This is a genomic window from Sphingomonas crocodyli, assembly GCF_004005865.1.
GTDB classification, from domain to species: domain Bacteria; phylum Pseudomonadota; class Alphaproteobacteria; order Sphingomonadales; family Sphingomonadaceae; genus Rhizorhabdus; species Rhizorhabdus crocodyli.
Genome location: NZ_SACN01000006.1, coordinates 41,476 through 65,565, shown reverse-complemented (window position 1 = coordinate 65,565; position 24,090 = coordinate 41,476). Strand labels below are relative to the sequence as shown.

The following is a 24,090-nucleotide window of genomic DNA, read 5'->3' as shown; positions in this document are numbered from 1 at the left end:
TCTCCGTTTCAGTCAACTATGGGAATCCCATGACTGTCGCTGTTCCCTTACGTTCCGACGCACAGGCCAATCGCGAACGCATTCTCGAAGTCGCGCGCGACGCGCTGGCCGCCGATCCGGCGACGTCGCTCAATGCGATCGCGAAGCTGGCGGCGGTGGGACCGGGCACGCTCTACCGCCATTTCCCGACGCGCGAGGCGCTGGTGGTCGCGGTCTATCGCGCCGATCTGCAGGGCGTGGTCGATCTGGCGCGCGAGCTGACCGAGCAATTGCCGCCGATCGAAGCGTTGCGCGCATGGTGTCGTCGCGTCGTCGAACTGGCGCGGCGGCAGACGGGGTTCTCCCAACTGCTCACGGCGGCGCTGACCGAGCAGCAGCGGATGGAGGCGCATCTGCCCGTCCACCTCGCGATCGCGCACCTCACCAATGCCTGTATCGCCGCCGGCATGATTTCGACGGAGATCGAGCCGATCGATGTCCAGCTCGCGCTCGCCTTCACCTGGAACATCCGCACCGAAGAGGGCGAACGCCGCGCGTTCAAGTCGATCGATATCCTGATCCTGGGCCTGACCAACTACTGATCAGGTGGTGTGGGCCTTCAGGAAGCGGTCGACGGTCGCCGCCACATAGGCGTCGAGTTCGGCGCTGCGCGGCGGCGCGCCGATGTTCAGGATGACGCGCAGGTGCAGGTCGCCCCGCAGCATCCCCATGAAGTGTTCGGACGACAGCGCCGGATCTTCGACCAGCAGCAGCTTCGCCGCATGCGCGCCGGAAAGGTAACGCTCGATCATGTCGGTCGAGGCCTTGATGCCCGCGCCGTAGAAGATCGGCCCGAGCTGCGGGAAGCTTTTGCTCGCCTCCACCATCAGCCGGAAGAACGCCTTGCCCTCTTCGGAGAAGAGATAAGCGAGGAACTCGACCCCGAAGCGCTGGAGGAAGCGGCGCGGTTCGGTCTCGGTGCCGACGGCGTTGGCCAGCATCGCTTCGAACGCGTCGGAGCCGAGCTTGCACACCGCCTCGAACAGCACCTCCTTGGTCGGGAAATGCGAATAGAGGGTCGATTTGGAAACGGCGGCACGCGCCTGGATCATGTCGGTGGTGGCGCCGCTATAGCCATGTTCGAGGAACAGCTCGCGCGCGGCCTGCAGGATCGTATCGGCCTTGGCGCGCTTGCGCAGTTCGGCGCGTCCGATCGTTGGAATTTCCTCGCTCACCCGCGCTGCATTGGTTCGTGCCATCGGCCCCTCATGCCCGCTTGAGCGCATCGAGGCCAGCCAGAAACAGGTCGATCTTGCGATCGATCTCGGCATCGTCGGGCACGCCTTCGGCATAGCCGACCAGCAGGTGGAACGATGCCATGCCCACCATCAGGTCGATGAAATATTTGGCGGCGGCATCGTGGTCGATCGCGCCGATCAGATGGTGGCTCTCCATCGAGCGCAGCAGATCGGCCAGGCTGTCCTGCAACTGGGCGACATTGGGCGCGACCACGCTTTGCGGCAGATCGGGGAAGCGCTTCATATCCGCGACCATCATCTGTTCGATCGCGATGGTTTCGGGCGACAGGCAGATCGACAGCAGCCGGCGGGTGGCGGCGCGCAGCACGTCGCGCGGATCGTGGCGTTTGCCGATCGCGTCGAGCGCGTAGATCTCCGTCGGCGATCCCATCCGCGTGCGTTCCTGCACGATCACGCGGAACAAGGCGGCCTTGTCGCCATAATGATGATAGAGCGTGCGCGTCGCGACACCCGCCTCGCGCGCAATCCCTTCCAGCGTGGTCGCGGCGAAACCCTGTTCGATGAACATGGCCTCGGCCACCTCGACGATGCGCGCCTTGCGCCGTTCGAGATCGGCCTTGGTGGGGCGCCCGGCGCGATTGGCCGGCCGCGCGAACGCGACATTGCTGGTCATCGCCTTGTCATTCGCGAAGTCGGCAGGCGGCGCAAGTCCCGAAGGAAACGAAATGACATGATTGCATTTCATTTTTCCTGATGTAGTTTCAGTTATCGAAACCGCGGAGACGGCGATGTTGGTGGAGGAGGAGCGCCCGCGGGCGGACGCTGCCGAGCGGCAGATCGCCCGCTGGATCGAGGCGAATGTCGGCGGACGGGTGGTCCGCACCGTGCGGCAGGGGCGCTGGCGCCCGGCCTGGCATGTCGATGTCGAACGCGATGGCCGCACCCTGGCGCTCTATGTGCGCGGTGAGCGGGTCGAGAATTTCCTGCCTTATTCGCTCGAACGCGAATGCGCCGTGTGGCGCCTGCTCGAAGCGGGCGGGCTTCGGGTGCCGCATGTCCACGGGCTGATCGAGGAATTGCCCGGCATCGTGATGGACCGGGTGGCGGGGCGATCGAACCTTGCGACCGCCGACAGCGCGCAGGATGTGGAGGCGGTGCGCCGACAACTCGCCGCGCAGATTGTGCAGATGCACCGGCTGGATATCGCGCCGTTCGTGGCGGCCGGGCTGCGGCTGCCCGACAGTCCCCGCGCGCTGACCCTGTCGCAGTTCGACGATATCCATGCGCGCTACAAGACCGAGCGGCGGCGCGCCGATCCGCTGGTCGCCTTCGCCGCGCGCTGGGTTGAGCGCAATGCGCCGCCTTCGGCGCGACCCGCCTGCTATACCGCCTGCGATGCAGGCCAGTTCCTGTTCGATGGCGCGGAGCTGACCGCGCTGATGGATTTCGAGCTGAGCGTGATCGGCGATCCGATGATGGACCTCGCCGCGCTGCGCATCCGCGGGCAGTGGGAGGATCTGGGCGACATTCCCAGCTTCTATGCGCTCTACGAAGCGGCGGGCGGCTGGCCGGTCGATCTGCCTGCGATCCGTTTCCACACCGCGGCCTTCGCGCTGGCGGGGACGATGGCGTCGTGCCTGTGCATGGATCAGTTTCTGGCCGCGCCCCAGCCCGATGCCGATTATGTCGAATATCTCGTCTGGATCGTCTGGGAGGCGAAGCAGGCGCTGGAAGCGATCGCCGAGTGCATCGGCGTGGCGCTGGACCCGCCCGCGCCGCCGCCCGAGCGCCACGGCTGGGCCGACGCGCCGATCTTCGCGATGGCCAGCATGGTCGGCGAACTGCCCGAAGCCGATCCGGTCGCCGCCTATCGCAAGAATGTCCAGCGATCGCTGACCGCTTATCTGGAACGGATCGCGCTCTACGGGCCGAAGCTGGAGGCCGACTATCTGGCCGATGTGGCGCGGATGGTCGGGGAGGCACCCGCCGATGTCGCGGAGGCCGATCGGCTGCTCGAAGCCTTTGTCGAGGCCGCCGGGCCGGAGGCGGACGAGGCGCTGCTGCGGCTGCTCCACGCCAATGTCTGCCGCCGGGCTTTCCTGCTCGCGGTGCCGGGATCGCTCTACCTCAACGGCCTCGTGCGGCCGTTATTGCCAGTTTGAATTGTGTAGCCCGTAAAAGAGTCATATGAATTGCTGCGAACAGCGGACCGGGAACAACCGGCCGCGACAGGAAGGGGAAATGCCATGAATCGCAAGACGATCCGTCATGCCTTGTCTTTGACTGCGCTCGCCTGCGGGATGCTCGCCATTCCCGCTTTCGCGCAGGAAGCGGCGCCCGCCGCGGCCGATGCGGGGGCGAGCGACGGCGACATCATCGTGACCGCGCAGCGCCGCAACGAGAAACTGAGCGATGTGCCGATCGCGATCGTCGCGCAGACCAGCGAGCAACTCGAACGATCGGGCATCATCTCGGTCAAGGATCTCGCGACCGTCACGCCGGGCCTCAAGATGGGCGGCAACGGCCCCAATTCGCAGCCGGCGATCCGCGGCGTCTCCTCGGGCCAGACCGATCCGGGCAATGACGCGAACGTCGCCACCTATGTCGACGGCGTCTATCAATCGAGCCAGACCGCGAACAACGCCGCCGACCTGGCCGATGTCGAGCGGATCGAAGTGCTGAAAGGTCCGCAGGGCACCTTGTTCGGCCGCAACGCGACCGGCGGCGCGATCCGCATCGTCACCAAGAAGCCGTCTTACACGCCCACCGGATCGATCGAGGCGAGCTACGGCAATCTCGATGAGGTGCTGGTGAAGGGCTATATCTCGGCCCCGATCGTGGCGGACAAGGTGGCGTTCAGCCTGTCGGGCGTGTTCAACGACAGTGACGGCTATGCCCGCGACATCGTCCGCAACACCAAGGCGACCGGCATCAACAGCAAGACGGTGCGCGCCAAGCTGCTGATCGAGCCGGTCGAGACGCTGAGCATCGAACTGTTCGGCACCTACGGCAAGCGCAAGGACGGCAATTCGGCCGCCTATACCGCGCTCAAGGGCAATTCGGCCGCGAACCTGACGCCGGGGCTGAACCCGGTCGTGCCGTTCCGCGCCAACACCTACACCTATTCGCTGAACCGCGATGGGCCGTTCTTCAAGGCGGATACCTGGTCGATCGGGGGCACGATCGCCCTGGAGACGGAGGTGGGCACGCTCACCTCGATCACCGCCTACAACAACGCCTATTCGGACTATAATACCGAGGGCGATTTTTCGAACCTCGACCTCGTCTATTACCGGCTCCAGCAGAACCAGAAGGATTTCTCGCAGGAGCTGACCTTCTCGACCGAGAAGATGGGCGATCTGCAGGCGGTCGCTGGCGTCTTCTATTATGACAGCATCGGCAAATATGATCCGCTGGAAGCCACTTTCGGTCCCTCCACGCCGACCAATCCGGCAACCTATATCTGGTCGCAGCAGAAGACGAAGGCCTATGCCGCCTTCGGCGAACTCAACTGGACGCCGACCGACCAGCTGAGCGTGATCGTCGGCGCGCGCTACAATTCGGAAACCCGTCGCGCGAGCGGCAATTTCAGCTTCGGCGTGAAGCAGAAGCCCGCCTTCTTCCCGATCGGCGCGGGCAAGGTGAAATATGACAGCTTCACCCCGCGCATCTCGGTCCGCTACGATCTCGACAGCGGCGACAATATCTACGCCACCTATTCGAAGGGTTTCAAATCGGGCGGCTACAACATCTCGGCGTTCCAGCCGACGCCGTTCAAGCCCGAGAAGATCGACGCGTTCGAAGTCGGCCTGAAAACCAACACCAGCCGGATCATCTCGGCCAACCTGTCGGCCTTCTACTACAAGTATAAGGATCTGCAGGTGCTGGCGATCGTCAACGGCTTCAACGTGACGGCCAATGCCGCGACATCGAAGATCTGGGGCGCCGATGCCGAGATTACCGGCCACTGGACCCCGCAGTTCACGACCACCGGCAGCATCGCCTATCTGGATGCCAAGTACGACAAATATCCGGGCGCGGTGTTCAACGCGCAGTTCCCCGGATGCCGTTGCGGCAGCGTGACGACCACCGGCGATCTGAGCGACGGGCGCATGCCCTTCTCGCCCAAGCTGACCGCGGGCCTGACCGCCAACTGGCGAGAAACCTATGATTTCGGCACGGTCGAGCTGACCGGCACCGGATATTATACCAGCAAGTTCTTCTGGGATAATGCCGCCCGGATCGAGCAGAAGGCCTATGCGACTTTGGGCGCGCGCGCGGCGTTCACGCCGGCGAACAGCGGCTTCACCGTCTATGCCTATGGCCGCAACCTGACCAACGCGACCTATCTGCGCACCGTCTTCGCGCTGAACACCGGCGACGGCGGCAGCTTCGCCCCGCCGCGCACCTACGGCGTGGGTGCGAAGTTCGCGTTCTGACGATGGCGGCGGCGGGCGGGAGACGATCCCGCCCGCCGGCCCTTTCGGGGCCACCTGTGGTCCCTTGCAAGTGCCCGTCCTCTGAAGCCTTGCGCGCTTTCCAACCATCGGCACTGTGCCGCCAAAAGAGGGCCGGAAGAGGGGAGGCCGATGGACGGAAAATGGCGCTTTCGGGCGACCTGGGTGCTGCTGGCGCTCTGGCTGGTCGCCTTTGCCGCCGCGCAGCTGGGCGTGGGGCCGGCCGCGGCGGGCGTCCAGACGCTCGTGCTGATCGGCTGGGTCGCGGTCCACGCCTCGCTCGCTTATGGCTGGAAGGGGTTCGGCGCCTTCTTCGTCATCAGCCTCGCCGTCGCCTTCGCGATGGAGGCGAGCAGCATTCACACCGGTTTCCCGTTCGGTTTCTACAGCCATAGCGATTTCATGGGACCGAAGCTGCTCGGCGTGCCGCCACCGGTGGCGCTCGGTTATGTATTCCTCGGCTATTTGGCCTGGTCGCTCGGCAAGCTGATCATGCGCGATCGGCCGACCGGCCTTGCGCCGCTCTACGTCGTCACGACCCCGATCGCGGCGACCTTCATCCTCGCCGGATATGATCTGGCCTATGATCCGATCGGGTCGACCGTGCTGGGCCATTGGGCGTTTCGCTATCCCAGCGGCTATTTCGGCGTGCCGCTGACCAACTTTGTCGGCTGGCTGCTGACGGGCTGGGTGCTGCTGCAGATTTTCGCGCTGGTCGAGCGCCGCTTCACCGCCGCAGCCCCCGCCTTCACGCGCGGTTTCTGGCTGCAGCCCTGCCTCATTTGGGGTGTGAGCGCGCTGCAATATCCGCTGATGTTTGCGCGTGCGCCCGGTGGCCTCGCCAGCGTCGGCGGACGCAGCTTCGTCATCGCCGACGTCTATGAATCGGCGGTGATCGTGTCGCTGCTGACGATGCTGTTCGCTGCCCTCGCCGCCGCCGGGCGGCTCGCCGCGATCGATATAAAGGAGAGACTATCATGACCGCCAATGTCCGCCACCCCGATCGCTTCTTCATCGACGGCGAATGGGTCGCCCCGTCGAGCGACCGCACGCTGACCGTCATTTCGGCGCATACCGGCGACGCCTTCGCCAAGTTCGCGGAGGCGCAGGCCGCCGATGTCGAGCGCGCCGTTTCGGCCGCGCGCAACGCCTTCGACAACGGCCCCTGGGCGCGCATGAGCCACAAGGAGCGCGCCGGCTATCTGCTGGCGATGGCGGCCGAGTTCGAAAAGCGCGGCGACGAGCTGGCTGATGCACAGTCGAACGAAATGGGCATCGTCCGCACGATGGCGGGCTGGGCCGGCGTCGGCGCGTCCGGCACGCTCAAGGAATATGCGGCGATGGCGGAGACCTATCCGTTCGTCGAGAAGCATAGCCCGCGCGGCGGCGGCACCGGCTATGTGGTCTATGAGGCTGTCGGCGTGGTCGGCGCGATCATTCCGTGGAACTCGCCGACGTCGCTGACGATGATCAAGGTGGCACCGGCGCTGCTGGCAGGCTGCACGATGGTCGTGAAGATGTCGCCCGAGGCGCCCTTTGCCGGTTGGGTGCTGGCCGAGATTTGCGAAAAGGTCGGCCTGCCCAAGGGCGTGATCAACGTGATCGTCGCCGATCGCGAAGTTTCCGAACTGCTCGTCCGCCATCCCCAGGTCGACAAGGTCAGCTTCACCGGCTCCAGCGTCGCGGGGAAGAAGATCGCGTCGATCTGCGGCGAACGCATCGCGCGCTGCACGCTCGAACTGGGCGGCAAGTCGGCCGCCGTGCTGCTCGACGATTATGATGTCGGGGCCGCCGCGCAGAACCTGGCCGGATCGCTGATGTTCATGAACGGGCAGGTGTGCGCCGCACTGACCCGCGTCGTCGTGCCCCGCGCGCGCCAGCATGCCTTTGCCGAGGCGGTGGCGGCGACCTTCAAGCATATCAAGGTCGGCGATCCGTTCGATCAGGCGACCAAGCTCGGTCCGCTCGCGACCGAGCGGCAGCGCGACCGCGTCGAAGGCTATATTGCCAAGGGCCGCGCCGAGGGCGCGACGCTCGTCGGTGGCGGCGAGCGCCCGTCGGAGCTGCAGCGCGGCTGGTTTGTCTCGCCGACCGTCTTCGCCGATGTCGATCCCAACGCGACGATCGCGCAGGAGGAAATCTTCGGTCCCGTGCTGAGCGTGATCCCGTCGGACAGCGAGGAGCAGGCGATTGCCATCGCCAACAACTCCGCCTTCGGCCTCAACAGCGCGGTCTTCACCAACGATGTCGACGCCGCCTATCGCGTCGGGCGCCAGCTGCGCGCGGGCACCGTCGGCCATAACGGCTTCAAGATCGACATGTCGCTGGGCTTCGGCGGCTACAAGCAGTCGGGCATCGGCCGCGAAGGCGGGCACCAGGGGCTGCGCGCTTACCTCGAATCCAAGACGATGCTGATGGCCGGCGACGTGGCAGAGTTGGCCTAAGCTTTCCAGAGGGCGAGGGCGTCGAGAGCTTCGGCGCCCTCGCCCGAAATCCCCAGCGGGTTGATTTCCAGCAGGCTGAGATCGGGGCCGAGCGCGAGCGCGGCGGCGGCGATCCGTTCGATCGCCTGCGACGCGGCAGCAAGGTCGACCGGCGGGCGGCCGCGCGCGCCGGTGAGGAGCGGAGCACCGCGCAGGGAGCGCAACGCGGCCTCGATCCGGCGCGCATCGGCGGGGAGGGGGAGGAGGCGGACATCGTCCATCACCTCGACCCAGATGCCACCGAGGCCGAGCGTCAGCACCGGACCCCAGCTGGGATCGTGCGAGATGGCGACGAGCAGTTCGGCGTCGAGTTTGCGCATCGGCGAGACGGCGATTCCCTCGATCCCTTCCTGATCGATCGCGGAGAGCGCGGCGAAGGCTTCGTGTATCGCGTCGGCGTCGGCGAGGTTCAGGCGCACGCCGCCCACCTCGGTCTTATGCTGGAGATCGGGCGCGACAAGCTTGAGCGCCACCGGATAGCCGAAGCCCTCCGCCACACGGACGGCCGCCTCGGCATCTTCGACGATCGTGCCGGGCACCACCGGCGCACCGAGTTCGCCAAGTCGATCGAGCAAAGCGCGATCGTGACGGGGGCGATCGGTGCCGTCTCCGATGTCGGCGAACAGCGAAACGGGGCGATCCTCCAGAACGCGGCCGCTCCACGGTGCGAGTTGCGCGAGCGCGGTCACGGCTGGCTTGAGGCCCGCAATCGCGCCGGGGATGCCCGCGTCGCGCAAGGCGTCATGGCCGTAATCGGTCATCGGTTCGGCAACGAGCGCGACCAGAGGCGGGGTCGCGGGATAGGCGGCGTATCCGCGCGCGATCGATTCCAGCGATGTCTTGATCCAGCCCTCGGTCGGGCCGATCGGCGGATCCCACAGGCACAGGGTCAGCCCGATCGTCTCGTCGGCTGCAATGGCAGTCAGGCAGCGTTCCCACAACAGGGGATCGGCGAGCGCCGCGCCGGTCAGGTCGAGCGGGTTGTGGGTCTGGCCGAAGGCGCTGACGGTTGCCTCCAGCGCGGCCTGCACGTCGGGGGAGAAGGGCGGGAAGGCGACGCCCGCTGCGCCCGCCAGATCGGACAGGATTTCGCCCGATCCGCCGGAGACGGTGAGCGCCGCGACGCCGGGTTTGGCGACCGGGCCGACCTGCCCCAGCAGAGCGGCGGTCGCGATCAGATCCTCGTAGCTATAGACGCGCGACAGGCCGAGTTCGGCGGCGACTGCATCGAACACCCGATCGTCCCCCAGCAATGCGCCGGTATGCGCGGCGGCGAGGCGGGCGGTCGCTTCGGATGCGCCGGCCTTCAGGACGACGATCGGCTTCCTTGCCTTGAGCGCGCGTTCGGCGGCGGCGGCGAAGCGGCGGGGATCGTAGATCGCCTCCAGGAACACCGCGATCGAGGTGGTGTCGGGATCATCGACCAGGAAATCGACGACGTCGGCGATCGTGATCCCGGCCTCGTTTCCGGTCAGGATCATGTGCGAGACGCCCACGCCCTGCAGCATCGCGACCTTGGTCAGATAGCCGCCGACCGATCCGGAGACCGATGCGATGCCCAGCCCGCCGGTGCGCACCGGGCGGCCGAGCACGCACATTGGCACGCGATCGACATAGTTGATGAAGCCAAGCCCATTGGGGCCGAGCAACGCGACCTGATGCTCGCGCGCCACCGCCGCCAGCCGATCCTGCAGCGCGCGCCCCTCCGCGCCCGCCTCGGCAAAGCCCGAACTGACCACGACGAAGCCGGTCACGCCCGCCGCCGCTGCTTCGGCCACCGTGTCGATTACCGCGCTTTGCGGCACGCAGACGAAGGCGGCGTCGACCGGGCCTTCGAGGTCTGCGATGCTGCGCAGGACCGGACGGTCGCCGATCGGCTCGCCCTTGGGGTTCACGAGCTGGACGTGACCGGTGAAGCCGAGCCGATCGAGATTGGCGATGACGGGTGCGGAGAATTGGTTGCGCGCCGATGCGCCCAGCACCGCGACCCGCTTCGCGCGGAGCATCTTAGCGAAATTGGCGCGGATGCGCGCGTCAGCGTCCACGCTGGTCAAGGGCGGCTCCGGCCTGTTTGGGGTGGGCATAAGGATGCGCGGTCTGCGTCTCTGGCGCAGGCAGATCGGCGATGCGGGCAAGGTGATCGCGGGTCAGCGCGATCAGCCGGTCCTCGGCGGCATAATCGAAGGCGTCATACATGCGCTGCTCGATCGATCCGCCGCGCTCCAGCGGGTTGTCGGCATAATATCGCACCGTCCGCCGCACCGCTTCGACCGTCGGCACGACGTCGCGATAGCCCAGCCGCTCGCGGATCAGCGCGATGTCCATCAGCTTGGGCGCGCTCGGCGCATTGAGCGCGATGGCGCGGGTGGTCGGCGTGTCGGGCACCGAGACGAGATCGATCGACACACCGAGTTCGGCGGCCGCCACCTCGATCAACTGGCGCTGATCCAGTTGCACCTCATCGCCGCAGTTGAAGGCCATGCCGGCCGCCGCCTCGGGCCGCTCGATCGCCAGCATGATCGCGTGGGCAAGGTTTTCGGCATAGCCATGCATCATCAGGCTCAGCCCGCCGTCGAGCACGACGATCTCACGCCGCCTGTCGAGCACGCGCCGCACGATCGACCATTCGCGCGGCACCAACTGGCGCGGGCCATAGACGTAAGGGTAGCGGAAGATGGTGGCGCCGGGATGCAGCCGGAATACGGTGTCCTCGGCGGCGGTCACGAGCGCGGCGAAGCGATGTTCGGCCGGATCGCGGATCAGTGCGAAGCTTTCGGGGGTCGGCAACGGCAGGCCGGCGGGGAAATTGACCTTGGGGTCGTAAAAGCCGCGATAGGCGACGAAGCCGCCCACCCCGATGAACCGCCCTGCACGCCCTGCCAGCGCCTCGGCCACCACCGCGAGCCGGCCATAGCTGGCGATGACGAGGTCGAAGGTCCGATCGCCGATCGCCTGGCTGAGCGGCTCCAGAAAGTGTGGATCGCCAGTGATCCGTTCGACATCGTCGGGCGCCTCGACCGGATGGACCCCGCGATTGAGGACCGCGACCTGATAGCCCCGCGCGCGCAGCCCCTCGACGATGAACGGGCCGGTCGGCCCGGCTCCGCCGACGACGAGTGCCTTCACAGGCCCAATGCCCAATGCGCGATCCGATCGAACAGGTGTGTGCGGCTGGGATAGACGAAATGGTTGTGCCGGGTTTCGGGTAGTTCGATCAGCGTGATGTCGCGCGCCTTTGGAAAATGCCGGATCGCCTCGCGCGGCTCGCCGTGCAGATCCTTGTCGCCTAGGCCGATCAGCAGCGGCACGCCGATCGTGTCGGCTTCGGGCTTGAAGGTGTAGGGCAGGACGGTCGCATAGGCCGACGTCGCGAGCAGCCGATCATTAGCCTGCGTCAGCATCGCCCCGCGCGGCCCGCCCATATGCTCGATCGTGAGGTAGGGCGTCTTGAAGCGGCCCGCCGCGAACTCGGCGAAGCGGGCGCGGGCCTCCTCGATCGGCAGGTCGGCCTCGGCGGGCATCGTGAGCCGCGCGAGCGGCGCGACCCCGAAACCGAGGAGCGCCAGCCCCGCATGCGGCGACGCATGCGCCTGGATCGCCACGTTGAGTCCCGCGCCGAAGCTGTGGCCGACGCCCACGGTGCGCAGCCCGGTCTGCGCCTGCAGCGCGCGGGTCGCATGCGCCAGCGCCTGCGCGTGGAGATCGGGGGTCAGCAGGAAGGGATCGGCAGGCTCGTCGCTGTCGCCGATGCCAAGGAAGTCGAGCGTCGCGACCGCGAAGCCCTTTGCCAGCATCGCCCGGACGAAACTCGCCTCATCCTCGCCCGGCGGGGTCGGCAGGTCGAAATAGTGCCGGTTCATCCCGCCGCCGGCGATGCAGACCATCAGTAGGGTTGGCGTGCCTTCGGGCAGGAAGAGTTCGCCCCGGATCGTCGCGGGCTCGCCCAATGTCGCCGCCACATCCGGCCCCGTATCGAACGCAAGCGCCTGGCGTTGAGCCATGATCGCCGAACCTCCCCGTTATAACGCATTTTACCCGTTTGTTGCGGGCGCGCGGGCGGCTGTCAATCGGTGCGGAACGCTATCCGACAGCGCGGAGGTGGGTGGTGCGGTCGGCGGGGGGAATGACGCATTCTTCGGCGCCGGCGACGACCGCGCAGCCGCGCCCGGCGGCCTTGGCGCGATAGAGGGCGGCATCGGCGCGGGCCATCAGCGCGCTGCGGTTCTCGCCCGCAATCAGGCGAGCCGCGCCGATCGTGGCGCCGGTGTGGATCGATCCGCCCGCGTCGCGCATGCGGTGGTGCAGATTGCCCAGCAGCCGGGCGAGCAGATGATCGAGATTGTCCAGCGCCTCGGGCGCGGTCAGCACCATCACGAACTCGTCACCGCCCAGCCGCGCCGCGAAGCTGCCGGCCAGATAGGGCGCCTGCAACCGCGATGCCATCAGCCGCAGCAGATCATCGCCCGCCGCATGGCCGCAGCGATCGTTGACCGTCTTGAAATTGTCGAGGTCGATCAGGAGCAGCGCCAGCGGCCCGTCATGGCCGATCTGATCGTCGATATAGGTGTTGAAGGCCGATCGGCTGGCGAGCCGGGTCAGCTCGTCCGTGTTCGCCAATTGGCGAAGCTGCTGCTCCATCATCCAGCGTTCGGTCACGTCCTGGATCACGCCGACCAGCGCCACCGGCTCGTCGTCGCGCATCTCAAGCTCGCCAAGGCACCGGACCCGCTTCGCCTTGCCGGTGGCATCGGTGAAGTCGAGTTCCAGATCGTAGGGCGTGCCGTCTTCGATCGCGCGTTCGAGCGCGCCGGCGATCTTGTGGCGCTCATAGGGCGCGTAGAATTCGATCGCGCGCTCGACGGACTCGCTGTCCGCCGGCGTGAGCGCGTGGATCGCATAGGTCTCGGCCGACCATTGCACCCGGCGGGTGGAGAGCGGCAGGCGCCACGATCCCAGCTTCGCCATACGTTCGGCCTGCCGGAACAGGCGCTGCATGACGTCGAGCGAGTCGAGCGCGCGGCGCTGCGCCTCGCCCAGTTTGCGCGCCGCCTGTTCGGCCAGCCGCACGTCGAGCAATGCCTCGATCACGCCCGCCAGCTCGGAAAGCTGCGCGAGCTGTTCGCTGCCGAAATCGTGCTGCTTGTCGTCGATGATGCAGAGCGTGCCGACCGGATAGCGCGCGCCATTGTTGTCGGGGCGCACGACGCGCAGCGGGATGCCGGCGTAGAAACGGATCTTCGGCCCGTCGGTGACGAGCGGGTTCATCGCGAAGCGGACGTCCTTCGTCGCATCGGGGACGACCAGCGGGCGATCGAGCGCGATCACATGCTGGCAGAAGGCGACGTCGCGGCCGGTTTCGCTCGTATCGAGCCCACAGCGCGACTTGAACCATTGCCGATCGCGATCGACCAGCGAGACCAAGGCGATCTTGCAACCGAACAGCCGGGCCGCCGCATTGGTGATCGCGTCGAACTCACGATCCGGGGGCGTGTCGAGGATCGCCAGCGCGTCCAAAGTCGCCTGGCGCGCATCTTCCTGCGGGTGCAGGGGGACAGTAGGGATCTCGACCAAATCCATAGGTCCGCAATCGGACTGAACTGGTTAACGAAATCTTAAAATGGCGGAAATGTACGACGAATTGACGTTGTGTTACCTTTGGAAACGTCAGCCTTTAGTCGAACAATATTGTCCTCGCGAGATCCCACATCTCGGGCGTCGACGCGGCGATTGCGCCAGTGCCGGGCACGTCGAGCCGATAGGGCGATCCGTCGTGCCGCGCGATCTTGCCGCCGGCTTCCTCCAGCATCAGCGCGCCGGCCGCATGATCCCAGGGGTGGGTGCGTTCGAACAAGGCGATGTCGTTCGCGCCCAGGAACAGGCGCGGATATTGCTCGCCCGCGCAGCGCGGGATGGCGACGATCTCCATCTTCCCCTCGGCGCGGCGACGGACATCCTCCTGCCGGTCGGGCGGCATGAAATAGGTCGCGATCGCCGCCTTGGGCAGTGCGCCGGACTGGCGGGATCGCACCCGTTCGCCGTCGACGAGGCAGCCTTCGCCGCGCACCGCGTGGCACATCCGGCCCGTGACGGGATCGAGGATCCACCCCGCCTCGCGCGCGCCGTCGATCGTCAGGCCGATCATGATCGCGAACGGGCTCTTGCCCTCGGTGAAGTTGTTGGTGCCGTCGAGCGGATCGATGATCCAGCAGGTGCCCTGGCCGATCCGGTCGACGACGGTGGGATCGATCGAGGCCGCTTCTTCACCGACCACCCGCGATCCGGGCAGCAGCTTCGCCAGCGCCTCGGTCAGCAAAGCCTCGGATTCCTTGTCGACGATCGTGACGAAATCGCCGGGGGTCTTCTCGCTCACCTGATCGGTCGCCAGTTTCCGGTAGCGCGGCATCATGATGTCGCGGGCGACCGTGCGCATGAGGGCGCCGACGGGTTCGTAAAGGCTGTGCATGGCGCGCTCCCTCAGGTCAGCGGGATCATGACATTGGCGGCGTAGCCGGGGCGCGTCTTCAGCCGGCCATACCATTCCTCGACACGCGGCAGCGCGGGGCGGGGGATGTCGAGCGTGAAAAAGGTGTGGGCATAGACGCCCATCGGCACGTCGCCGATCCCGAACCGCTCGCCCGACAGCCACGGCGCGTCGCTCAGCGCATCCTCGATGATCGCCATCGCCTTGGCCGAGGCGGCGGCCGATTTCGCGATCGCATCGGCATTGCGATCCTCGGGCTTGCGGCGGACGAGGTGGACGAAGGCGTCTCGTTGCGCGTCGGCGAAGCTGAATTGCCAGTCCATCCACTTGTCGGCCCGCGCGCGGACGCGCGCATCATCAGGCCAGAAGATTTCTGGCGCATGTTCGGCGGCCATGTAGCGCAGGATCGCGTTCGATTCCCACAGCACCAGGCCCCGATCCTCGATCGTGGGGATCAGCTTGTTGGGGTTCATCGCGACATAAGCGTCGGTAAAGCCGAACTGCCCGCCAATATCGCGGCGCTCATAGTCCAGCCCGATCTCCTCGGCGAGCCAGGCGACCTTCTTGACGTTGTGCGAGTTGAGCCGTCCCCAGATGATCAAAGCGGGTCTCCATCCGATCGAAGTTTGGCGTAGCGCGGCAGATCGTCGGCCGCACCCGCCCAGGCGATGTGGCTCGCATAGAAGATATGATAGCCGGGCGTAACCGTTTCGGGTGCGTCGAGCGTGGCGATCGAGAAAGCGATGCTCTCTTCCTCCTCCGCCTTGAAATAGAGCGGGGTGCCGCACGCGGTGCAAAAGGCGCGGTGGCCGATCTCGCTCGACTGGTAACGGCCGACCAGCGTGTCGCCCGCGATGAAGGCGAAATCCGCGACCGGCACATTGGCGAAGGCCATTGCCGGGCTGCCCGAATTAAGCTGACAGTTGCGGCAATGGCACCAGCCGGCGTCGGTCGGCTCCGCGCTGATGCGATAGCGGACCTTGCCGCACAAATAGCCGCCTTCGCTCATCGTCATCGCACGATCCCTTCTGGCTTTCCGTATGGCTGTAAAGCGCGGGGCCGGTCGTGCAATCGTCATGTTGCTCGATCAGGTTGAGCGGAAAGAAATCGTCAGGAGAGTGACAATGTCCGCCGATCCGATCGCCGTCGCCAAGACCTTCCTCGATCACTGGAACGCCCAGCGCGTCGACGCCGCGATCGACATGTTGTCGGCCGATGTCCTCTACGACAACGTGCCCTTTCCCGACATTACGGGCCGTGAGAATGTGCGCCAGTTCCACAAGGATTTCGGCGCGGGAACGGCCTTCACGGTCGATTGGGTAACGGTCCACATCGCGGCGGCCGGTAACGTCGTTCTGAACGAGCGGGTCGATGCGTTCACGCACACCAGCGGCGTGCGGATCTCGGTGCCGGTGATGGGCACCTTGACGGTCGAAAATGGCGAGATCACCGTGTGGCGCGACTATTTCGATTCGGCCGATTTCGCCAAGCAGATGGAACAGCTTCAGGGCTGATCGGATGACGCATATTCTCGTCACCGGCGCGACCGGCGGGCAGGGAAGCGCCACGGCGCGCGCCTGCCTGAAACGCGGCATGCGCGTCCGCGCGCTGGTGCGCGATGCGGGGAAGCCGGTCGCACGCGATCTGGCCGCGCTGGGCGCCGAACTGGTCGTCGGCGACTATGCCGATCCCACCTCGATCGCTCGCGCGGTGGAGGGCGTGGATGCTGTGTTCTCGCTCCAGCTCGACAATGCGCCGGTCGAGCATGTCGAGACGTTGCTGAACGCCGCGCTCGCCGCCGGGGTCGAGCATGTCGTCCAGTCGACCGTCTCCGCGACCGGCCTCCACGAAAGCTTTCCGGGCTGGACCGATCCGTCGATCTGGCCCGATTATTGGGAAGGCCGCCACGCATATTGGGAGCTGAAGGCGGCCGAGGAGCGGCTGGTCCGCGCGGCGGGCTTCAAGCGATGGACGATCGTGCGGCCGCCGATGATCGTCGATAACGCCATCGCCTTCGCGCGGGTGTTGTTCCCGCGCCTCGCGACGCATGGCGAGTTGCTGACGGCGGTGCCCGAGGGGGTGAAGGTCCCCTACATCTCCTACGAGAGCATCGGCGAGGCGGCGGCGAGCGCGATCGCCGATCCCGATCGCTTCGCGGGCGTTATCCTCGAAATCGCCGATGACGAACTGACCGACGAGGCGATGGCCGATGCGCTGGCGGCGGCCTCGGGCAAGCCGGTGAAGGTGGTCCGCGCCTCGCCCGAACGCGCGGCAGAGCTGGGGCTGCACCCGCGGATTGTCACCCAGCATGTCTGGCTGGGCGACATCGGCTATCCGGCGAGAGCCGCAGCCGCACGCCGATATGGCCTTACGCCATTGCCGATCACCGAGTGGGCGAAGCGCAATGCGGCGCGGATCGAGGTCGGGCCTGCTCAAAGCTGATCCCCGGCGAAGGCCGGGGCCCAGTTGGGTGGCCTTGAGGTCAGATCACCACCTAAGCGTCGTCGATACTGGGCCCCGGCCTTCGCCGGGGATCAGTCATGTGATCAGCTTCTGTAGTCGGCGTTGATCGCGATATAGCCGTGGGTGAGGTCGCAGGTCCAAACCGTCGCCCGGCCTTCGCCCAGCCCGAGTTCGACCCCGATGTCGATCTCCTGCCCCTTCAGGTGCGCGGCGACCGGCGCCTCGTCATAGCCTTCGACCGCCAGCCCCTCTCGCGCCACCTGGGTCGCGCCGAAGCGGATCGAGAGCTTGTCGCGCTCGGCGGGTTCGCCCGCCTTGCCAACCGCCATCACGACGCGGCCCCAATTGGCGTCCTCGCCCGCAATCGCGGTTTTGACGAGCGGCGAATTGGCGATCGACAGCGCGATTGTATGTGCGCTCTCGTTGCTGACCGCGCCTTCGACCGTGATCGCGATGAACTTCGACGCGCCCTCGCCGTCGCGGACGACGAGGTGCGCGAGCTCCGTGCAAAGCTCGGTCAGCGCCGACTGGAAGGCGTCCGCGCCCGCGTCATCGAAGCTGCGCAGGACGTCATTCCCCGCCTTGCCCGTCGCGAAGGCGAGCACGGTGTCGCTGGTCGAGGTATCGCCATCGACCGTGATCGAGGAGAAGCTGGCGACATTCGCGGTATCGAGCATCGTCTGCAGGAAGGCCGGTTCGACCGCCGCGTCGGTGAAGACGTAGCCGAGCATCGTCGCCATGTCGGGCGCGATCATCCCCGAACCCTTGATGATGCCGACCAGGCTCACCGTCTTGCCGCCGATCGCCGCGCGGGTGACAGCGCCCTTGGCGAAGGTGTCGGTCGTCATAATCGTGGCGGCGGCTTCTTCCCACGTCGCCTCGGGAGCTCCGAGCACGGCGTCCAGCCCCGCCTCCGCCTTGTCGATCGGCAGCGGCACGCCGATCACGCCGGTCGAGGAGACGAACACGTCCGACGGCTGGCAGCCGACCGAGCCGGCCACCTTCGCCGCAATCGCCTCGACCGCCGCGCGGCCGCGATGGCCGGTGAAGGCGTTCGAGTTTCCGGCATTGACCACCAGCGCGCGGGCGCGGCCCAGCGGCAGCGCGGCGCGGCACCACTCGACCTCGGGCGACGGGCATTTGCTCTTGGTCGTCACCCCCGCGACCGCGGTGCCCTCATCGAAGGCCACATAGGTCAGGTCGCACCGATCCCAATTCTTGTAGCGCGCGCGGGCGACTGCGGCGCGGACGCCGGGGATCGCGGGCAGTGCGGGGAAGGGACGGGCGAGGGGGGATGTCTGGTCGCTCATGGCATCGCCCATAGGCCGGACATGCGACGGTTTGAAGCGCCGAAGCACAAGGCGATATCGCTGCCTCAGTTAGTTGGACCAATTGTCGGGGGGTTAGAGAAGCCAGGCTATGCGGCGCGCGAGAGGCGCGTACGGCGCGCAGCCAGTGTCCCACAGCTTATCAAACAGCGTTCGGTTCACAGAAAGCGAAGCGTTGCCGACAAGATCACCAACCCACAACTCATGATACTCGACCTGGCCATAACCGGCCGTGAAATCGTAATAAAATCGCAAAGAAGGACGCTTGCCGTTAAGCGCCGCAGGTGGTTCTATCTCACCACACCCGACGCTCGAGGCGTTCGCATTAGCATGCCAGAGCGCCAGAATTTTGGGAGATAGCGGTGTCTGGTCCTCCCGAATGAACTTCTCCGCAATCGCTAGTTCTTGATCCGAAGCGGGAAGATGTTTCGCACACCCTGAAAGCGCGGCAACGAAAGCGAGAGTGAAGCCGCGGAGAAGCATATCGCACGATGTCGTTTCGGCGAAAGGAGGTCAACGCCTCTGCTGACGGCTTACGGAACACGCTGATATTGGCAAATTAATTCAGATGAATTAAAACGAGTCGCATAAGAGGAGAGGACCGCTATGACCATCAGCTATGACAACCAGCCCGATCCATCGTCGCCGCTCGACATCGCCCCCGTCACCGGCCGGATCGGCGGCGAGGTGCGCGGGATCAAGCTTGGGCCGGATATCAGCGACGCCGATATCGCCGCGATCGAAGCGGCGCTGGCGCGGCACAAGGTATTGTTCTTCCGCGATCAGGATCATCTGACCGACGAGAGCCAGGAAGCGTTCGCTAACCGGCTGGGCAAGCCGGTCGCGCATCCCACGCTCAAGGTCGCGCCGGGATCGTCCTACATCCTCGAACTCGCGACCGCCGAGAACCGGGTTGCATCGGTCTGGCACACTGATGTCACCTTCACCGCCGATTATCCGCGCGCGTCGATCCTGCGCGGGGTCGATATGCCGCCGGCGGGGGGCGACACGATGTGGATCAACACCGTCACCGCCTACAAATATCTGCCGGACACGCTCAAGACGCTCGCCGAGAGCCTGCGCGTCATCCACACCAATATGTTCGATTATCTCGCGCCCTCGCCGGTGCAGAATGCCAAGAGCAGCGATTTCAGCGCCTTCACCGCGACCCGCTTCGAAACCGAGCATCCGATGGTGCGCGTCCACCCGGTGACGGGCGAGAAACTGCTCCTGCTTGGCGGCTTCGCGCGCGAGATCGTCGGGCTGCCCAAGGCGGATTCGGACGCCCTGCTCGCGATGTTCACCCGCCATGTCGAGGCGACCGAGAATATCGTGCGCTGGCACTGGCGCACCGGCGACCTCGTGATCTGGGACAATCGCGCGACCCAGCACAAGGTGGTCGCCGATCTGGGCAACCAGACCCGCGTCGTGCGCCGCGTGACGCTGGCGGGCGAAGTCCCGGTCGGCCCCGATGGTCGCGAAAGCATCGTGATCCATCCGCAGCCGATGGCGGTCGCGGCCGAGTGACCAAGACCAAACGCCGCAGCGCGACCGCGCCGGGACTGATCGAGGCGGGCGAGCGTCTGTTCGCCCGCCACGGCATTCACGGCGTCGCGCTGCGCCAGATCGCGGCGGAGGCGGGATCGGCCAACAGTTCGGCGGTCCACTATCATTTCGGCGACGCCCACGGCTTCGTCCGCGCCATCTTCGCGCACCGCCTGCCCGCGCTGGAAGCGGCGCGCGTCGATCTGATGCGCGCCGCTGAGGCGCGGGGCGAGCCGGATGTGGGCGCGTTGCTCGATATGCTGTTCCGTCCGTTCGTGGCGGGATCAGACAACGAAGGTTACGCCTCCTACGCGGCCTTCCTCCTCGAAGTTCGCAAGGCCGGCTGGCTCTCCGACTGGGACGAAATGGCCGGCCCCGTCACCAAATCCCTCCCGCGCCGCATCCTCGCGCAGATGGGCGCGCAAGGCGTGCCCGACGCGCAATGGCGCCTGGAGACGATCACGATGATGATCATCGCCGCCATCGCCGCCGGTCAGGCCGACCGCTATGACGCGCTGGTTCAGATCGGAACGGCCGCGCTGCTGGCTTGACCAAGTGGGGTTGGCCAAGCATATTCAGGGCATGACGATCCACGTGAACATCGGTGAAGCCAAGACCCGGCTGTCGGAGCTGGTGGCCGCTGCCGTGCGTGGTGAGGAGGTCATTCTGGCTAAGGCTGGCGAGCCGCAGGTTCGTCTCGTCGCTATTCCCGATGCGCGGGATGAGGAGCGCGAGAAGGTCAAGGCAAAGCGCCGCGCGGCTTTCGGCATGTTTCGCGAAGAACTGGCCGGTTACGATCTCAGTCTCGAAAATCTGAAAGCCGATCGCGATCCGGAACGGCGGGAGCGCAAGCTGCTTGGCCCTGATCTTTGATACGCATGTCCTGATCTGGATCGCTTATGACGGTTCGCAGATCGGGCCGGCCGTGCGCGAAGCCATACTATCGACCGATGCACCATTGTTCGTCAGCGCGGTGACGGCCTGGGAACTGACCGATCTTGCCGGTCGGGGCCGCATCAATCCCGCCATAAATTTCGCAGCGATCCGCGACATGCTCTCGCTGGTTGTGATCGATCTGCCCGCGGAATTGTGGCGCCTGGCGGCCGATTTGCCCAATATCCACGGCGATCCTGTCGATCGGATGCTGATCGCTCACGCGATCCATGCCGACTTGACCCTCGTCACGGCGGACAGGGCCATGCAGCGTTATCCAGTGCGGACACTCTGGTAATCCTCACGCGCCCGAATTGACGTAGCCCCACCCGCCACCTATCTGCCGACGATCCCGGCGCGGCGGCCCGAAAGGCGGCCCGTTGGCCCATGTTTTCAAGGAATGCCCATGCTCGGCGGCCTCGCCAAAGCCATTTTCGGTTCGTCGAACGACCGCTACGTCAAGTCGCTCCGTCCGATCGTCAATCAGATCAACGGATTCGAGCCGACCATTTCGGCGATGAGCGACGATGAACTGGCGGGCCAGACCGCCAAGTTCCGCGCCCGGCTCGATGCGGGCGAAACGCTCGATTCCCTGCTGCCCGAAGCCTTCGCCACGGTGCGCGAAGCGGCGAAGCGCGTGCTGGGGCAGCGCCATTACGACGTTCAGATGATCGGCGGCATCGTCCTCCATCGCGGCGAAATCGCCGAGATGCGGACGGGCGAGGGCAAGACGCTGGTCGCAACGCTCGGCGTCTATCTGAATGCGCTGCCGGGGCTCGGTGTCCACGTCGTCACCGTCAACGATTATCTGGCGACCCGCGATTCCGACTGGATGGGCCGCGTCTATCGCTTCCTGGGTCTGACCGTGGGCGTGATCGTGCCCAACCTGACCGATCAGGAGCGGCGCGACGCTTATGCCGCCGACATCACCTACGGCACGAACAACGAATTCGGCTTCGATTATCTGCGCGATAATATGAAGTATGAGCGCCACCTGATGGTGCAGCGCCCCTTCGCCTTCGCCGTCGTCGACGAAGTCGATTCGGTCCTGATCGACGAAGCGCGCACCCCGCTGATCATCTCCGGCCCCACCGACGACAAGTCTGAACTGTACAAGCAGATCGACGCGATCGTGCGGAATGTGCAGCCCGAGGATTATGAGCTGGACGAGAAGCAGCGTTCGGTCGTCCTGACCGAGGACGGCACCGAGCGGCTGGAGCGCCTGCTTGAGACCGCCGGTCTGCTCGAAGGCTCGAACCTCTACGATTTCGAGAACACTCAGGTCGTCCACCACGTCAATCAGGCGATGCGCGCGAACATCGTGTTCAAGCGCGACGTCGATTATCTGGTGAAGGACGGCAAGGTCATCATCATCGACGAATTCACCGGTCGCATGATGGACGGGCGCCGTTGGTCGGACGGCCTGCACCAGGCGGTCGAGGCCAAGGAAGGCGTCAAGATCGAGCCGGAGAACCAGACGCTCGCTTCGATCACCTTCCAGAATTATTTCCGCATGTACCCCAAGCTGGGCGGCATGACGGGCACGGCGGCGACCGAGGCCCAGGAATTTTTCCAGATCTACAAGATGAACGTCGTCACCATCCCGACGAACCTCGCGATCCAGCGCGTCGACGAGGATGATGAGTTCTACAAGAATCTGAACGACAAGTTCGCCGCGATCACCCAGGCGATCCGCGACAAGGCGCAGACCGGGCAGCCCGTGCTGGTCGGCACCGTCTCGATCGAAAAGTCGGAGCTGCTGAGCGAATTCCTCCAGAAGGAGGGCGTCGCGCACAAGGTTCTGAACGCGCGCTATCACGAGCAGGAAGCGCATATCGTGGCGCAGGCCGGCCGTCTGGGTGCGGTCACGATCGCGACCAACATGGCGGGCCGCGGCACCGACATTCAGCTGGGTGGCAACCTTGAGTTCCGCATGCTCGACGAGCATCCCGATCTCGTCGAGGGCACGCCCGAATATGAGGAAAAGGCGGTCGCCATCCGCGCCGAGATTTCGGCCGAGAAGGAAAAGGTGCTCGCTGCCGGCGGCCTGTTCGTTCTCGGTACCGAGCGCCACGAAAGCCGCCGCATCGACAATCAGCTGCGCGGCCGTTCGGGCCGTCAGGGCGATCCGGGCCTAAGCCGTTTCTATCTGTCGCTCGACGACGATCTGCTGCGCATCTTCGGCCCGCAGACGATGTTCGCCAAGATGATGAACAAGAATCTGGCGGATGGTGAGGCGATCATCAGCCCCTGGATCTCCAAGGCGATCGAGACCGCGCAGAAGAAGGTCGAGGCGCGCAACTACGACATCCGCAAGCAGGTCGTCGAATATGACGACGTGATGAACGATCAGCGCAAGGTGATCTACGAGCAGCGCGCGGACATCATGGATGCCGATACGGTCGACGACGTCGTCACCGATATGCGTGCGGAGACCGCGAACAGCATCGTCGGCGAATGCTGCCCGCCCAATTCCTATCCCGAACAGTGGGATGTCGAAGGGCTGAAGGCGCGCACCTTCGATACGCTGGGCTTCGAACTGCCGATCGACGAATGGCTTGCGCAGGACGGCATCGACGCCGAAATGGTGGCCGAGCGCGTGCTGGAAATGGCCGACGCGCTGATCGCCGAGAAGAAGACCCAGATCGACGAAGTCAGCTGGCACGGTGTCGAAAAGAGCATCCTGCTCCAGTCGCTCGACCATCACTGGAAGGAGCATCTGGCGACTCTCGACGCGCTGCGTCAGGTCATCCACCTGCGCGCTTATGCGCAGAAGACCCCGATCAACGAATATAAGCAGGAAGCCTTCGCTCTGTTCGAGCGGATGCTGATCGCGATCCGCGAAGAAGTGACCCGCATCCTCGCCCATGCGCAGTTCGGGGCGATGCCGCCGGAAATGACCGAGCTGCCGCCAATGCCCGATTTCATCACCAGCCATATCGATCCGCTGACCGGTGAGGACGATACGCGCGATCTCGATGCCGGTGCGCGGGGCCTGATCACCGCGCGCCCGCCGCAGGCACCGGGATCGGATTTCGTGCTGACGCAGGAGATGGTCGCAGGCCTCAGCCGCAATTCGCCCTGTCCGTGCGGATCGGGGCAGAAGTTCAAGCACTGCCACGGGCAGCTCTGATCCGGCGCACGGCGCAGGGCCGGGCCGGC

23 protein-coding genes are annotated in these 24,090 nt (G+C 65.7%); 12 read left to right on the top strand and 11 right to left on the bottom strand.

Features of this window, described 5'->3' with window-relative positions; translation table 11 throughout:
* The first annotated feature begins 29 nt into the window (after positions 1-29).
* Positions 30-581 (top strand): TetR/AcrR family transcriptional regulator, encoded by a 552-nt coding sequence (locus EOD43_RS22815; RefSeq protein ID WP_127746736.1) that lies wholly within the window; start codon positions 30-32, stop codon positions 579-581.
* Here the strand turns inward: EOD43_RS22815 and EOD43_RS22810 are convergent, their stop codons facing one another.
* Together EOD43_RS22810 and EOD43_RS22805 are read right to left on the bottom strand one after the other, a co-directional pair.
* On the bottom strand, positions 582-1,238 hold the full coding sequence (locus EOD43_RS22810) for a TetR/AcrR family transcriptional regulator (RefSeq protein ID WP_164857414.1): 657 nt from the start codon (positions 1,236-1,238) through the stop codon (positions 582-584).
* Between the two features lie 7 nt (positions 1,239-1,245).
* The gene (locus tag EOD43_RS22805; protein ID WP_164857413.1) at positions 1,246-1,911 is read right to left on the bottom strand and encodes a TetR/AcrR family transcriptional regulator; all 666 of its coding nucleotides are present in this window, start codon (positions 1,909-1,911) and stop codon (positions 1,246-1,248) included.
* 115 nt (positions 1,912-2,026) lie between these two features.
* On the opposite strand from EOD43_RS22805, the gene EOD43_RS22800 reads away from it, so the two are divergent.
* From EOD43_RS22800 to EOD43_RS22785, 4 genes are all read left to right on the top strand, one after another.
* Positions 2,027-3,400, top strand: coding sequence for a phosphotransferase (locus EOD43_RS22800; protein WP_127746733.1), 1,374 nt, complete (start codon positions 2,027-2,029; stop codon positions 3,398-3,400).
* A gap of 84 nt (positions 3,401-3,484) precedes the next feature.
* Entirely contained in the window at positions 3,485-5,677 is a 2,193-nt protein-coding gene (locus EOD43_RS22795) for a TonB-dependent receptor (protein ID WP_127746732.1), read from the top strand.
* A gap of 150 nt (positions 5,678-5,827) precedes the next feature.
* Positions 5,828-6,676 carry a carotenoid biosynthesis protein gene (locus tag EOD43_RS22790; protein ID WP_127746731.1) on the top strand — a complete coding sequence of 283 codons (849 nt, stop codon included), beginning with the start codon at positions 5,828-5,830 and terminating at the stop codon, positions 6,674-6,676.
* Positions 6,673-8,139, top strand: a complete 1,467-nt coding sequence (locus EOD43_RS22785) for an aldehyde dehydrogenase (protein WP_127746730.1) — start codon at positions 6,673-6,675, stop codon at positions 8,137-8,139. The genes EOD43_RS22790 and EOD43_RS22785 overlap by 4 nt, the downstream gene beginning before the upstream one ends.
* Here EOD43_RS22785 and EOD43_RS22780 read toward each other — a convergent pair.
* The 7 genes from EOD43_RS22780 to EOD43_RS22750 form a co-directional block, all read right to left on the bottom strand.
* Positions 8,136-10,223 (bottom strand): acetate--CoA ligase family protein, encoded by a 2,088-nt coding sequence (locus EOD43_RS22780; RefSeq protein ID WP_240653486.1) that lies wholly within the window; start codon positions 10,221-10,223, stop codon positions 8,136-8,138. The two genes, EOD43_RS22785 and EOD43_RS22780, sit on opposite strands and share 4 nt — an antisense overlap.
* Positions 10,213-11,304, bottom strand: coding sequence for an NAD-dependent epimerase/dehydratase family protein (locus EOD43_RS22775; protein WP_164857411.1), 1,092 nt, complete (start codon positions 11,302-11,304; stop codon positions 10,213-10,215). Before EOD43_RS22775 ends, EOD43_RS22780 begins: the two co-directional genes overlap by 11 nt.
* The gene (locus EOD43_RS22770) at positions 11,301-12,179 is read right to left on the bottom strand and encodes an alpha/beta hydrolase (protein ID WP_127746727.1); all 879 of its coding nucleotides are present in this window, start codon (positions 12,177-12,179) and stop codon (positions 11,301-11,303) included. The genes EOD43_RS22775 and EOD43_RS22770 overlap by 4 nt, the downstream gene beginning before the upstream one ends.
* A gap of 79 nt (positions 12,180-12,258) precedes the next feature.
* Entirely contained in the window at positions 12,259-13,755 is a 1,497-nt protein-coding gene (locus EOD43_RS22765; protein WP_127746726.1) for a sensor domain-containing protein, read from the bottom strand.
* Between the two features lie 94 nt (positions 13,756-13,849).
* Entirely contained in the window at positions 13,850-14,641 is a 792-nt protein-coding gene (locus tag EOD43_RS22760; RefSeq protein WP_127746725.1) for an inositol monophosphatase family protein, read from the bottom strand.
* Positions 14,642-14,652: 11 nt separating this feature from the next.
* Positions 14,653-15,261: a glutathione S-transferase family protein gene (locus EOD43_RS22755; RefSeq protein WP_127746724.1), complete on the bottom strand. Its 609-nt coding sequence runs from the start codon at positions 15,259-15,261 to the stop codon at positions 14,653-14,655.
* Complete coding sequence (locus tag EOD43_RS22750; RefSeq protein ID WP_164857410.1) at positions 15,258-15,674, bottom strand: GFA family protein; 417 nt, start codon at positions 15,672-15,674, stop codon at positions 15,258-15,260. Before EOD43_RS22750 ends, EOD43_RS22755 begins: the two co-directional genes overlap by 4 nt.
* A 109-nt stretch (positions 15,675-15,783) precedes the next feature.
* Here EOD43_RS22750 and EOD43_RS22745 point away from each other — a divergent pair, with 109 nt between their 5' ends.
* Both EOD43_RS22745 and EOD43_RS22740 read left to right on the top strand, forming a co-directional pair.
* On the top strand, positions 15,784-16,173 hold the full coding sequence (locus EOD43_RS22745; RefSeq protein ID WP_127746722.1) for a limonene-1,2-epoxide hydrolase family protein: 390 nt from the start codon (positions 15,784-15,786) through the stop codon (positions 16,171-16,173).
* 4 nt (positions 16,174-16,177) lie between these two features.
* Complete coding sequence (locus EOD43_RS22740; RefSeq protein ID WP_164857409.1) at positions 16,178-17,101, top strand: SDR family NAD(P)-dependent oxidoreductase; 924 nt, start codon at positions 16,178-16,180, stop codon at positions 17,099-17,101.
* 104 nt (positions 17,102-17,205) lie between these two features.
* Here EOD43_RS22740 and argJ read toward each other — a convergent pair whose 3' ends face one another.
* A complete protein-coding gene (argJ, locus tag EOD43_RS22735) occupies positions 17,206-18,432 on the bottom strand; it encodes a bifunctional glutamate N-acetyltransferase/amino-acid acetyltransferase ArgJ (protein WP_127746720.1) in 1,227 nt (408 codons plus the stop codon).
* 93 nt (positions 18,433-18,525) lie between these two features.
* Positions 18,526-18,933, bottom strand: a complete 408-nt coding sequence (locus EOD43_RS22730; protein WP_127746719.1) for a hypothetical protein — start codon at positions 18,931-18,933, stop codon at positions 18,526-18,528.
* A 123-nt stretch (positions 18,934-19,056) separates the two neighbouring features.
* Between EOD43_RS22730 and EOD43_RS22725 the strand changes: the two genes are divergently transcribed.
* The 5 genes from EOD43_RS22725 (at position 19,057) to secA (ending at position 24,061) form a co-directional block, all read left to right on the top strand.
* On the top strand, positions 19,057-19,977 hold the full coding sequence (locus tag EOD43_RS22725) for a TauD/TfdA dioxygenase family protein (protein ID WP_127746718.1): 921 nt from the start codon (positions 19,057-19,059) through the stop codon (positions 19,975-19,977).
* The gene (locus tag EOD43_RS22720; RefSeq protein ID WP_127746717.1) at positions 19,974-20,546 is read left to right on the top strand and encodes a TetR family transcriptional regulator; all 573 of its coding nucleotides are present in this window, start codon (positions 19,974-19,976) and stop codon (positions 20,544-20,546) included. The genes EOD43_RS22725 and EOD43_RS22720 overlap by 4 nt, the downstream gene beginning before the upstream one ends.
* Positions 20,503-20,868 (top strand): type II toxin-antitoxin system Phd/YefM family antitoxin, encoded by a 366-nt coding sequence (locus EOD43_RS22715; protein WP_240653477.1) that lies wholly within the window; start codon positions 20,503-20,505, stop codon positions 20,866-20,868. Before EOD43_RS22720 ends, EOD43_RS22715 begins: the two co-directional genes overlap by 44 nt.
* Positions 20,852-21,226 carry a type II toxin-antitoxin system VapC family toxin gene (locus tag EOD43_RS22710; protein ID WP_164857408.1) on the top strand — a complete coding sequence of 125 codons (375 nt, stop codon included), beginning with the start codon at positions 20,852-20,854 and terminating at the stop codon, positions 21,224-21,226. The genes EOD43_RS22715 and EOD43_RS22710 overlap by 17 nt, the downstream gene beginning before the upstream one ends.
* Positions 21,227-21,334: 108 nt before the next feature.
* Positions 21,335-24,061 (top strand): preprotein translocase subunit SecA, encoded by a 2,727-nt coding sequence (gene secA, locus EOD43_RS22705; protein ID WP_127746714.1) that lies wholly within the window; start codon positions 21,335-21,337, stop codon positions 24,059-24,061.
* Positions 24,062-24,090 lie beyond the last annotated feature (29 nt).

What these genes read in the sequence shown, in the direction of transcription:
- EOD43_RS22795 (WP_127746732.1), top strand. Translation starts at nt 3,485, where the DNA reads ATGAATCGCAAGACGATCCGTCATGCCTTGTCTTTGACTGCGCTCGCC.
- EOD43_RS22810 (WP_164857414.1), bottom strand. Translation starts at nt 1,238, where the DNA reads ATGGCACGAACCAATGCAGCGCGGGTGAGCGAGGAAATTCCAACGATC.
- EOD43_RS22715 (WP_240653477.1), top strand. Translation starts at nt 20,503, where the DNA reads ATGACGCGCTGGTTCAGATCGGAACGGCCGCGCTGCTGGCTTGACCAA.
- EOD43_RS22805 (WP_164857413.1), bottom strand. Translation starts at nt 1,911, where the DNA reads ATGACCAGCAATGTCGCGTTCGCGCGGCCGGCCAATCGCGCCGGGCGC.
- EOD43_RS22730 (WP_127746719.1), bottom strand. Translation starts at nt 18,933, where the DNA reads ATGCTTCTCCGCGGCTTCACTCTCGCTTTCGTTGCCGCGCTTTCAGGG.
- EOD43_RS22815 (WP_127746736.1), top strand. Translation starts at nt 30, where the DNA reads ATGACTGTCGCTGTTCCCTTACGTTCCGACGCACAGGCCAATCGCGAA.
- EOD43_RS22800 (WP_127746733.1), top strand. Translation starts at nt 2,027, where the DNA reads ATGTTGGTGGAGGAGGAGCGCCCGCGGGCGGACGCTGCCGAGCGGCAG.
- EOD43_RS22770 (WP_127746727.1), bottom strand. Translation starts at nt 12,179, where the DNA reads ATGGCTCAACGCCAGGCGCTTGCGTTCGATACGGGGCCGGATGTGGCG.
- EOD43_RS22785 (WP_127746730.1), top strand. Translation starts at nt 6,673, where the DNA reads ATGACCGCCAATGTCCGCCACCCCGATCGCTTCTTCATCGACGGCGAA.
- argJ (WP_127746720.1), bottom strand. Translation starts at nt 18,432, where the DNA reads ATGAGCGACCAGACATCCCCCCTCGCCCGTCCCTTCCCCGCACTGCCC.
- EOD43_RS22760 (WP_127746725.1), bottom strand. Translation starts at nt 14,641, where the DNA reads ATGCACAGCCTTTACGAACCCGTCGGCGCCCTCATGCGCACGGTCGCC.
- EOD43_RS22740 (WP_164857409.1), top strand. Translation starts at nt 16,178, where the DNA reads ATGACGCATATTCTCGTCACCGGCGCGACCGGCGGGCAGGGAAGCGCC.
- EOD43_RS22790 (WP_127746731.1), top strand. Translation starts at nt 5,828, where the DNA reads ATGGACGGAAAATGGCGCTTTCGGGCGACCTGGGTGCTGCTGGCGCTC.
- secA (WP_127746714.1), top strand. Translation starts at nt 21,335, where the DNA reads ATGCTCGGCGGCCTCGCCAAAGCCATTTTCGGTTCGTCGAACGACCGC.
- EOD43_RS22750 (WP_164857410.1), bottom strand. Translation starts at nt 15,674, where the DNA reads ATGACGATGAGCGAAGGCGGCTATTTGTGCGGCAAGGTCCGCTATCGC.
- EOD43_RS22765 (WP_127746726.1), bottom strand. Translation starts at nt 13,755, where the DNA reads ATGGATTTGGTCGAGATCCCTACTGTCCCCCTGCACCCGCAGGAAGAT.
- EOD43_RS22745 (WP_127746722.1), top strand. Translation starts at nt 15,784, where the DNA reads ATGTCCGCCGATCCGATCGCCGTCGCCAAGACCTTCCTCGATCACTGG.
- EOD43_RS22725 (WP_127746718.1), top strand. Translation starts at nt 19,057, where the DNA reads ATGACCATCAGCTATGACAACCAGCCCGATCCATCGTCGCCGCTCGAC.